Genomic DNA, 9,967 nt, shown 5'->3' with positions numbered 1-9,967 from the left:
GGTGCCGCGGTTGCCGCTGCGGGAGCGGGTGCCGGCGCAGCCGCGGCGCGGGCAGCCTCCTCGGCAGCCTTCCGCGCGGCTTCCTTGGCGGCTTCGGCCGCGGCCACGACGTCCTGCTTGCGGATGCGGCCGCCGACGCCGGTGCCGGTGATCCCGGCGAGCTCGATGCCGGCCGCCTCGGCCATCTTGCGGACCAGCGGCGTCACGTAGCCGCTGTCCGGAGCCTCCTCGGCGGCCCGCCGGGCCGGGCTGGGTGCGGCGGCCTGGGCGGGCGCGGGTGCCTGGGCGGGGGCCGGCTCCGGAGTCGGGGCGGCAGCCTGGGTGGGTGCCGGAGCGGGGGTCGGCTCGGGTGCGGGCTCGGGAGCCGGCTCCGGAGCAGGAGCAGCTTCGGGAGCAGCGGGAGCCGGGGCGGGCGCTGCGGCCGGGGCCGCCTCGCCTGAGCCGATCACGGCGAGCACGGAGCCGACCGCCGCGACGCCGTCCTCCTGGACGCGGATCTCCAGCAGGGTGCCGGACGCGGGGGAGGGGATCTCGGTGTCGACCTTGTCCGTGGACACCTCGACCAGCGGCTCGTCCGCCTCGACCTGGTCGCCGACGTTCTTCAGCCACCGGGAGATCGTGCCCTCGGTCACCGACTCGCCCAGCTGGGGGAGCAGGACCTCCGTGCCGGACGTGGCACCGGAGGAGGCGGGGGCCTCGGCCTGGGCCGGGGCGTCGGCGGGCGCCGGCTCAGCGGCCGGCTCGGCTGCCGCGGCCTGCTCCTCCTCGACGTCCGGCTGGGCGGACTCGGCCGGGGCCGACTCGGCCGTCGGTTCGGGCTGCGGCGCGGCCGGGGCCTCGCCGCCGGCCTCGTCCGGCTCGCCGATCGTGGCCAGCACCGCACCCACCGGGGCGACGCCGTCCTCCTCGACGAGGATCTCGAGCACGACACCGGCGACGGGGGACGGGATCTCGGTGTCGACCTTGTCGGTGGACACCTCCACCAGGGGCTCGTCGACCTCCACCCGGTCACCCACGCGCTTCAGCCAGCGGGAGATCGTGCCCTCGGTGACGCTTTCCCCGAGTGCCGGCAACGGGACGGGAGTGGACATGTCGCGTGCTCCTTCGCTGTCTTGTCAGTGCTGGGTTCACATTAGCCCGGATTCCGGCAGCCATAATGGGCGCCGTGGGCTGGTTCTCCAGAAAGCGGGACAGGGCGGCGACCGCCGCGGGCCGGGACGCGGCCGTCGAGGCGGCGACCGTCGCGCACCTGGAGGACTTCATCACCACCCGTCGCGGCGTGGAGGCGTTCATCGAGCAACCCACCACGATGACGAGGGCCACGCTGCTGCTGATCGCCTCCGACGGGGAGTGGACGCGGCGCAGCGTCGGCAGCGTCGAGTGGGCCCGGAAGTTCGCCTCCGGCCACCGCCTGCCCGCCTACGACGCCGGCGTGGTCGGCTACCCCCAGCGGATGCGCGACTACAACGCCAGGCGGCGCTCCCGCGGCTGAACCGACCCGACGCGTGGTGGCGGTGTCGGGCCGGTGCGCGGCCCTTCGTGACGCCGGCCCGCTCGTTCCTCGCGGGTCGGCTCCTCAGGGATCGTTGTGGGGTCGGTTCCGTGGGACGGTTGGTCGCGGCATTCCGGCCGCGTGGTGTCGTCCCGGCCGCGTGGTGTCGTCCCAGCGGCGTCGTGTCATCCCGGGCTTGACCCGGGATCCCTGTGGTGGCGTTGCCGGGCCGGTGCCGGGATCCCGGCGTTCGCCGGGATGACGTGTGGGTGCGGGCGCCGGGAACGACGTGTGGGTGCAGGCGCCGGGAACGACGTGAGGGTGCTGTGGGGCAGGTTCAGCCGTCCGCGGGGCGGTCCGTCGCGGCGAGGAAGGCCTCGACCAGGGCTGCGCCGAGCGCGGCGCCGGGGCCGGGTGAGGCGCCCTTGAAGAGCGAGGCCGCCGCGCCGCCGCAGGCGTAGAGGCCGGGCAGCGCCGTCCCGTCCGCGCGGAGCACCCGGGAACGGGCGTCGATGAGCAGGCCGCCCTTGGTGCCCGAGTCCCCGGGGTAGACCTTCACCGCCCAGAACGGCTGCTTGTCCACCTTGCCGAGGCTGGCGTTGCGCCGGCCGGCGTGCTCACCGGAGGCCGCGCTCCAGGCCGACTCGCCGCGGGAGAAGTCGAGGTCCTTGCCCTTGCCGGCGAAGCCGTTGAACCGCACCACCGAGCCCAGCAGGCCCGCGCGGTCCACGCCCAGCGCCTGCGCGAGGTCGTTGAGGGTGTGGGCGCGGACGATCTCGCCCGCCTCGAGGGCCTTCTTCGGCGTGGTGCCGGCCGGCCACGGGCCGAGCGGGACGGACTGGCGGTGCCGGTTGTCCAGCACCAGGAACGAGGGGACGGCGCGCATGCCGCGGCTGCGCTCGTACAGGGCCCGGCCCGCGGTGTTCGCCGGCAGCGACTCGTCGAAGAACCGGTCCCCGGCGGCGTCCACGATCAGGCAGTGCGGCTTGCCGCGGGCCTCGTCCAGCGACCAGGCACGGCCGTCCGCGAGCATGACCGGCGTCCACCAGGCCTCGTCCAGCCCGGCCGTCGCCGCCCCGTGGGCGATGGCGAGACCCAGCAGGTCACCGGCGTTCGGGGCGGTCGAGGTCGACCACTCGGCGTCGGTCGGCAGCGGCAGGTACTCCTCGCGGAGTTCCTGGTTCTGCTCGAACCCGCCGCTGGCCAGCACCACCCGGGACGCCGTCACCGGGGTGTCCGTCCCCTCGCGGCGGACGACCACCCCGCCGACCCCGTCCTCGCCGGCGATGAGGTCGACGACCGGGGAGTCCAGCCACACCTCGACGCCGTTGGCCGTGGCGCGGTGCAGCAGGTGTCCGGCGAGCGCCTCGCCGGGGGTCTGGGTGGGCCGCCGGCCCGGCAGGAGCCGGCGCAGTCCGCCGCCACCGTCCCCGTCGCTGCGGAGGCGCTCGGCCCACTCGCCGAGCACGCGCCGGTCCAGCGACTGCGTGGCCAGGACGCGGCCCTGCGCCTTGCCACCGGCGAGGTCCGGCTGGTGGTCGGGGACGCTGCGCACGACGGCGAGCGGCACGTTCGAGGACGTCAGCCAGCGGGCGAGCTTGCCCGCCGTCCGGGTGTAGGCGCTGCGCCGCTCCGCCGACGACTCCGGGGTGACCGGGCCGAGCAGGGCCTCCAGGTAGGCGTCCGCGTCGTCGGTGGAGTCGGCGGCGAGCTTGGCCGCCAGGTGGTTGGCGGGCAGCCACAGCCGTCCGTCGGTCAGCGCGGTGCTGCCGCCGGCGACCGCGTCCGCCTCCACGACCAGCACCCGGTCGCCCAGGCGCCGGGAGGCGACCGCGGCGAGCAGACCGGCGGCCCCTGCGCCGACGACGACCAGGTCGAAGTCCGTTGCCATCGTCAGTTCGCCAGCGCGTGGGCCAGTGCGATCAGGGTGCGCACGCCCGTCCCGGTGCCGCCGGCGGGGGTGTAGTCGTACGGGCTGCCCGAGTTGAACGCCGGACCGGCGATGTCGAGGTGCGCCCAGGGGATCTCGGCCGGCACGAACTCCGAAAGGAACGCCGCTGCGGTGAGCGCGCCGCCGGCCTTGTCGCCGGTCGACTTCAGGTCGGCGACCCTGGAGTCGAGCTTCGGGCGGGCGTCCTCCGGGATCGGCAGCTGCCAGAACTGCTCGCCGGCCGCCTCCGCCGCGTCCAGCACCAGGTCGGCCGTGGCGTCGTCCCTGGCCATCAGCCCCGCGACCCGCTCGCCGAGGGCGACCACGCAGGCGCCGGTGAGCGTCGCCACGTCCAGCACGAGGTCGGGCTTCTCCTCCGAGCCCTTCACCAGCGCGTCGGCCATCACCAGGCGGCCCTCCGCGTCGGAGTTGCCGTTCTCAACGGTCCTGCCGCCGTACATCGTGAGCACGTCGGACGGCCGGTACGACCCGCCCGACGGCATGTTCTCGGCCATCGACGCCCAGGCCGTCACCCGGATCCGCAGGCCCAGTTCGGCGATCGCGACGGTCGCGGCGAGCACGGCGGCCGCCCCGGCCATGTCGCACTTCATGGTGTACATGCCGTCAGCGGGCTTGAGGTTCAGGCCACCGGTGTCGAAGGTGATGCCCTTGCCGACCAGGGCGAGGTGGAACCGGGCGCCGCGGGGGGCGTAGGCGAGCTTGACCAGCCGCGGCTTGCGCTCGGAGCCGCCCCCGACAGCCATGAGGCCGCCGAAGCCCTCCTTCTCGAGCGCCTTGTCGTCCCACACGTCGACGGCGAGCTTCTGGCCACGGGCCGCTGCCCGCGCCTCGTCCGCGAAGGTCTCCGGGTAGAGCAGGTTCGCCGGCGTGTTCACCCAGTCGCGCGCGGTGATCACTGCCCTGGCCGTCGTGGTCGCGAGGTCGAGGGCCTGCCGCGCCTCGGGCTTGCGGTTCGTGGTGACGAGCACGACGTCCGCGATGCCGGCCGCGTCCTTGCTGGCCGGACGGTAGCTGTACGCGCCCAGCAGGGCGCCTTCGGCGGCGCCCTTGATCACCTGGGGCTCGGTGGTCTCGAGGCTGATCGTGACCGTCTGCGGGACGGAGGCACTCAGCCCCCCGACCAGACGGACGGCCGAGCCGACGGCCCGCCGCACCTGCTCCGGGGTGACGTCGATCGGCCCGAGCCCGGCCACGACGACCCGCAGCCCGCCCGGTCCGGCGACCAGCACGGAGGTGCCTGGCCTGGCCGACGCGCCCAGCTGCCGGGCGACGCCGGCCAGATCGGTGCCGAGGGTCTTGGTGAACGACTTGGCGAGGTCGTCCGGGAAGCCCATCAGGACCTCACCCTCCGACGCTTCGGCGAGCCCGACCACGAGAACGCCCGGGTCCTTGGCGACGCTGGTCGAGAGGGTGATGGTGGGGACGGTGGAAGTCGGCACGGCGGGTCCTCTCTGGTGGCGCGGCCGGTCGGGCGGCTGCGACTCCTAAGGCTAGTCCCGAGTTGTCCACAGATGTCTCAGAACCCTCGATGCGGCTCCGCGGGCGAGAGTCCCCGGAGGAATTGCGCTCTCGATGCCCGTCAGGCGGGGCAGAGCCGCCCGGAGCGCCGTCGAAAGTGCAATTCCGCAGTGCCGGCATCTGCCCCAGGTGACGACAGGACGTCCCGAGAGCGGCCAGACTGCTGCTGTGACCTCCTTCACCTTCGCCACCGCCGGCCGGATCTCCTTCGGAGCCGGCTCCCGCCGCGAGCTGCCCGGGGCCGTCGCGGGCCCGGGCTCGCGCGCGTTCGTCTGCACGGGGTCCGACCCGACCCGGCACGCCGACCTGCTGGCCGGGCTGCCGGACGCCGCCACCTTCGCGATCCGCGGCGAGCCGACCATGGACGTCGTCCGGGCCGGGGCACAGGCGGCCCGTGAACACGGCGCGGACGTGGTGGTGGGCCTCGGCGGCGGGGCGGTACTGGACGCCGCGAAGATCATCGCGGCCCTCGTCACCAACGGTGGCGACCCGCTCGACTACGCGGAAGTGATCGGGGCCGGCCGGCCGCTGGCGGTTCCGTGCCTGCCGTTCGTCGCCGTGCCCACCACGGCCGGCACCGGCTCGGAGGTGACCGCGAACGGCGTGGTCACCTCCACCGAGCACCGGGTGAAGGTCAGCCTGAGGTCGCCGTCCATGCTGGCCAGGGTGGCGATCGTCGATCCGGAACTGACCCTCGGCTGCCCGCCCGCCGTCACCGCCCACGCCGGCCTGGACGCGCTCGTCCAGTGCATCGAGCCGTTCGTCTCCCCGTTCGCCAACCCGCTCGTCGACGGGTTCTGTCGCGAGGGCATCCGGCGGGCTGCCTCCGGGCTGCGACGGGCCTACGACGACGGCTCCGACCTCGTCGCCCGCGCCGACGTGAGCCTGTGCTCGCTGCTGTCCGGCCTGGCTCTCGCCAACGGCAAGCTCGGCGCCGCCCACGGCATCGCCGGGCCGCTGGGCGGGTACATCGGCGCCCCGCACGGCGCGATCACCGCGTCCGTGATGGCGGCGGTCTGCGAGTTCAACCTCGCCCACGGCGACGAGCACACCCGTGACCGGTACGCCGAGGTGGGCGAGCTGCTCACCGGCAACCGGGACGCGAACGCCCTGCTCGACTGGTGGAACGAGACCATCGCCGAACTCGGCGTCGAGGGGCTCGCGGCCCTCGGCCTCACCGAGGACGGGATCGAGCCGGTCGCCGAGGCCGCCGCGAAGGCGTCCAGCACGAAGGGCAACCCGGTACCGGTCAGCCCCGCCGACTTCGCGGCCATCCTGCGTCGGTCGCTGTAGCGGCCGCCGCTCAGGAGCGGACGAAGATCTCCACCCGCCGGTTCAGCTGGCGGCCGGCGGGGTTGTCCTTGCCGTTGAGCTCGTTCGGGGCAACCGGACGGGACTCGCCGTACCCCTTGGCGGTCATGGAGGTCGCCACACCGCGCTTCACCAGGGCATCGACCACCGAACGGGCGCGGTGCTCCGACAGGGTCTGGTTGTAGGCGTCGGTCCCGATCGCGTCGGTGTGGCCGCTGACCTCGGCGTTCCGGGCGTCGATCGACGTCATCGCCGCGGCGAGGTCGTCCAGGACGCCGGAGGCGTCGGCGCGGATGTCGTACTTGTCGAAGTCGAACAGCACGCCGTCGGCGAGGGTGATCACGAAGCCGCAGATGTCCGTCCTGGGCAGGACCTGCACCACCGGCGGGAACTTCCCCAGGGGCGGGACGGGCGGCAGCGGGTCTGCGGGGACCTCGCCGGAGAAGTCGGGGCTGACCACGCTGGCGGTGCCCCGACCGTCGTTGCTGATGCTGAAGGTGTCGTCCACGTACGTGCCGGAACCGTTGCCGTCGTTGGTGATCGCCACGGCCCCGTCCACGTAGGTGCCCGAACCGTTCCCGTCGTTCGTGATCGAGCCGAGCGGCCCGACGTACGAGCCGCCGCCCTTGCCGTCCAGCGTGATCGAGACCTCGGCGCTGACGTAGGTGCCGGAGCCGGTGCCGTCGTTGGAGATCGAGAGGTCACCGCTGACATAGGTGCCACCGCCCTTGCCGTTGCGGGTGATCGACTCCTTGCCGCTGACCGAGGTCTCCGAGCCGTCGCGGCCGCGGGTGTAGCTGCCGTCCGGACCGACGTAGCTGCCCGATCCGTCGCCGTACAGGACGAGCGAGCTGTCCTCGTTGATGTAGGTGCCGTCCTTGCCGCACTGCACGGCCTTCACCTTGACCCCGGGCAGGTCCGGCAGGGTCAGCTCCAGCTTCTCGCGCAGCTTCTTGCCGCCCTTGGAGAGCACCGAGGTGTCCGGCAGCGAGAACAGCGGGATCGCGGGGAACTGGCCGGGAGCGTACCCCGGCAGGACCTGACCGGGGGTGACGGACGCGGTCACGCTCGGCCCCGGGGTGCCCGACGCGACCGGTGCCGCCGAGGTGGACGGTGGCGCGGGTGGCTCCGACGTCGGCCCGGCGACGGTGACCGAGCAGCCGCTCAGCACGAGCACGGCGACGCTGGCGAGGATGAGGGGTACGCGGTTCATGTTCTCTCCGGGGTGGGGGATGGACTGGGTACGGGCAGCCAGAACGAGGCCGAGGTGCCTTCGCCGACGCGGGAGCGCAGGGCCACCCGGCCGCCGTGGCGCTGCACCACCGAGCGGACCAGGGCCAGGCCCAGTCCCTGGCCGGCGATGCCGCGGGCGGTGGACGCGCGGGAGAGCTCGTCCCAGACGCCGTCCACCTCGCCGGCGGGGATGCCGGCGCCGGTGTCGGCGACCTCGACCGTCACGCCGCCGGCGGACTCGGCTGCCCGCAGCTCGATCCGGTCGCCGGGGCGGGTGTACTTGATGGCGTTGTCCACCAGGTTGTGCACGGCCAGGTAGAGCAGGTCGTGGTCGCCCACCACCTGCGGCAGCGGCCAGGGCGCCTGAGGGAGGGCGAGGGTCCACTGCCGCGCCGCGCCCGCGTCCCTGGTCAGCGCCTCGTCATGGACGAGCCGCAGCATTCCGGCGAGGTCGACGCCCTCCAGGTCGAGCTCGCGGTGTTCGATGTCGGTGATCTTGCGCAGGCTCTGCAGCAGGGCGGCGAAGCGCCCGGACTGGGTGCCGATCACCTCCAGCGCCTCCGCGGCCTCCGCCGATCCGGGCTCGGCCCCGCGCAGCCGGTCGAGCGCCAGGTTGGTGGCCATCACCGGGTTCTTCAGCTCGTGGTCGATCCGGCCGAGCAGGCGGGCGCGTTCCGCGGTCAGGGTCTGTTCGACGCTGTTCCGGGCGGCGGCCTCGCGGGCGTCCGCCAGGGCCGCCAGCTCGGCCTGCTGGGCCTCGAGCTCGCCGGCGTGGCGCTGGCGCAGGGCGCGCCACCAGCCGGGGACGGCGCCGACGAGGGCGATCGCCACGGTGAGCAGCGCCACCACCACCGCAGGGTTGGCCGCGACGGTGACGGTGATCCCCGGCGTCAGCCACCAGACCAGCAGGGTGACCACGGCTCCGACGATCGCGGTGACCAGGGCGAAGCGGGCGGACGACGACATGGCCTACCTCCCGTCCGTCACGTCGGCGATGAACCGGTAGCCGGCTCCCGGCACGGTCTGGATCCAGCGCGGACGGGCCACGTCCTCCCCGAGCACCCGGCGCAGCTCGGCGATCCGGTGGTCCACCGCGCGGGTGCCGATCAGGTCGTCGAAGCCCCACACCACCTCCAGCAGCCGTTGCCGGGTGACCAGCTCGTCGGGGTGGGTCATCAGGTAGTCCAGCAGCGCCAGCGCCTTGGGGGTGAGGAGCAGTTCGCGGCCGCTCAGCCAGGCCCGACGGGCCACCCGGTCCCAGATCAGCTGGCCGGCGCTCAGGGTCTGGGCGGTGGCCAGCGTGGGCCGGCCCGGACGGGCCCGCCGCAGCACGGCGCGGACCCGGGAGATCAGCTCGCCGACGTCGAACGGCTTGTTCAGGTAGTCGTCGGCGCCCTCGTCGAGCGCGCGGGCCCGCTCGGACGCCTCGCCCACGGAGGTGAGCAGCACCACCGGCACGGCCGAGCCCGCGGCACGGAGCCGGCGCAGCACCTCGCGTCCGTCCATGCCGGGCATCATCACGTCCAGCACCACGATGTCGACGCCGCCGCCGGCCAGCCGGTCGAGGGCGCCGGGCCCGTCCGCGGCCACGTCCACCGCGAAGCCCTCGCGGGCCAGCAGGGGTGCCAGGCCGCCGGTGATGGCCTCGTCGTCGTCGACCAGCAGCAGCCGGATCGGCGCGTCACTCGACATGGCCGTCGCCCAGCACCGCGTAGGAGTCGTCGGAGGGACTGCACTGGCCGGCGACCGCCTGGGACTGGAAGGTGACCTGCTGGACGCCGGTGAGGACGACGTTCACCTCGACGGGGACGGGATCATCGCTGTCCAGCTGGACGTTCTGCACCGGCCGGCCATCGACCGACACCAGGGTGTGGACGACCAGTCCGGCGGGGGCGCTGTCCCGCAGCCCGAGGTGGCCGACCAGCCGCTGGTACCTGCCGTCCGTGGCCAGCACGACCTCGTCCGCCACGCCCTCGCAGCCGACCCACAGCGAGGTCGAGTTGGCGTAGGTGTCGGCCGTCCCCTTGATCCGGGCGGAGGTCGCGCCGGCGGGCCGGGTCGCGGAGTCGACCAGTTCATAGGTCCAGGTCCGCGCGGCGGCGGGTTCGCCGGACGCCGGAGCGGTCGACGGGCCGATCGTGACGGCACAGCCGCTCAGCAGCAGGGCGGTGAAGGCGGAGGCGGTGACCAGGCGAAGCGTCATCTCGAGGCCTTTCGTAGGGGTTGCGAGGACGCTAATGCACCCCCGTGTGGCTGTGGCGTCGATTCCATCGCGGGGTTGTCGCAGTCCTGATACATGCCGTCGCGCCGCGCTCGACACCCGGTGTGGAACGCCCGGAGATCGCCGGCGCTCCGCCGCCGTCGGTTCCGCGCTGTGGGGGGAGGCGCGTCGTCTAGGCTGATCCGGACACGAAAGGGCCGCCGATGACCGAACCGCTCCATTCGCCGCTGCACGACCGCCA

9 protein-coding genes are annotated in these 9,967 nt (G+C 73.9%); 2 read left to right on the top strand and 7 right to left on the bottom strand.

Features of this window, described 5'->3' with window-relative positions:
• On the bottom strand, positions 1-1,091 hold a 1,091-nt coding region (locus Q1K57_RS02795; RefSeq protein WP_300078776.1), incomplete at its 3' end, for a biotin/lipoyl-containing protein.
• Positions 1,092-1,165: 74 nt separating this feature from the next.
• Between Q1K57_RS02795 and Q1K57_RS02790 the strand changes: the two genes are divergently transcribed.
• Positions 1,166-1,492 carry a hypothetical protein gene (locus Q1K57_RS02790; RefSeq protein ID WP_300078773.1) on the top strand — a complete coding sequence of 109 codons (327 nt, stop codon included), beginning with the start codon at positions 1,166-1,168 and terminating at the stop codon, positions 1,490-1,492.
• A gap of 337 nt (positions 1,493-1,829) precedes the next feature.
• Here Q1K57_RS02790 and Q1K57_RS02785 read toward each other — a convergent pair whose 3' ends face one another.
• Both Q1K57_RS02785 and Q1K57_RS02780 read right to left on the bottom strand, forming a co-directional pair.
• Positions 1,830-3,383 (bottom strand): FAD-dependent oxidoreductase, encoded by a 1,554-nt coding sequence (locus Q1K57_RS02785; RefSeq protein ID WP_300078771.1) that lies wholly within the window; start codon positions 3,381-3,383, stop codon positions 1,830-1,832.
• Between the two features lie 2 nt (positions 3,384-3,385).
• Positions 3,386-4,882, bottom strand: coding sequence for a leucyl aminopeptidase (locus Q1K57_RS02780; protein WP_300078769.1), 1,497 nt, complete (start codon positions 4,880-4,882; stop codon positions 3,386-3,388).
• Between the two features lie 247 nt (positions 4,883-5,129).
• Here Q1K57_RS02780 and Q1K57_RS02775 point away from each other — a divergent pair, with 247 nt between their 5' ends.
• Positions 5,130-6,254, top strand: a complete 1,125-nt coding sequence (locus Q1K57_RS02775; protein WP_300078767.1) for an iron-containing alcohol dehydrogenase — start codon at positions 5,130-5,132, stop codon at positions 6,252-6,254.
• Between the two features lie 10 nt (positions 6,255-6,264).
• Here Q1K57_RS02775 and Q1K57_RS02770 read toward each other — a convergent pair whose 3' ends face one another.
• Genes Q1K57_RS02770 through Q1K57_RS02755 form a run of 4 tightly spaced genes read right to left on the bottom strand, consistent with a single transcriptional unit; the run spans position 6,265 to position 9,708 of the window.
• Entirely contained in the window at positions 6,265-7,485 is a 1,221-nt protein-coding gene (locus Q1K57_RS02770; RefSeq protein ID WP_300078764.1) for an OmpA family protein, read from the bottom strand.
• A complete protein-coding gene (locus Q1K57_RS02765; protein WP_300078762.1) occupies positions 7,482-8,471 on the bottom strand; it encodes a HAMP domain-containing sensor histidine kinase in 990 nt (329 codons plus the stop codon). Before Q1K57_RS02765 ends, Q1K57_RS02770 begins: the two co-directional genes overlap by 4 nt.
• A gap of 3 nt (positions 8,472-8,474) precedes the next feature.
• The gene (locus Q1K57_RS02760; RefSeq protein WP_300078760.1) at positions 8,475-9,197 is read right to left on the bottom strand and encodes a response regulator transcription factor; all 723 of its coding nucleotides are present in this window, start codon (positions 9,195-9,197) and stop codon (positions 8,475-8,477) included.
• On the bottom strand, positions 9,187-9,708 hold the full coding sequence (locus Q1K57_RS02755; RefSeq protein ID WP_300078757.1) for a hypothetical protein: 522 nt from the start codon (positions 9,706-9,708) through the stop codon (positions 9,187-9,189). The genes Q1K57_RS02760 and Q1K57_RS02755 overlap by 11 nt, the downstream gene beginning before the upstream one ends.
• Positions 9,709-9,967 lie beyond the last annotated feature (259 nt).

The organism is Propioniciclava sp., from assembly GCF_029977985.1.
Taxonomy (GTDB): Bacteria; Actinomycetota; Actinomycetes; order Propionibacteriales; family Propionibacteriaceae; genus Propioniciclava.
The sequence above is the reverse complement of the archived record's forward strand: the minus strand, read 5'-3'. Positions and strand labels throughout refer to the sequence as shown.

What these genes read in the sequence shown, in the direction of transcription:
- Q1K57_RS02785 (WP_300078771.1), bottom strand. Translation starts at nt 3,383, where the DNA reads ATGGCAACGGACTTCGACCTGGTCGTCGTCGGCGCAGGGGCCGCCGGT.
- Q1K57_RS02770 (WP_300078764.1), bottom strand. Translation starts at nt 7,485, where the DNA reads ATGAACCGCGTACCCCTCATCCTCGCCAGCGTCGCCGTGCTCGTGCTG.
- Q1K57_RS02765 (WP_300078762.1), bottom strand. Translation starts at nt 8,471, where the DNA reads ATGTCGTCGTCCGCCCGCTTCGCCCTGGTCACCGCGATCGTCGGAGCC.
- Q1K57_RS02760 (WP_300078760.1), bottom strand. Translation starts at nt 9,197, where the DNA reads ATGTCGAGTGACGCGCCGATCCGGCTGCTGCTGGTCGACGACGACGAG.
- Q1K57_RS02755 (WP_300078757.1), bottom strand. Translation starts at nt 9,708, where the DNA reads ATGACGCTTCGCCTGGTCACCGCCTCCGCCTTCACCGCCCTGCTGCTG.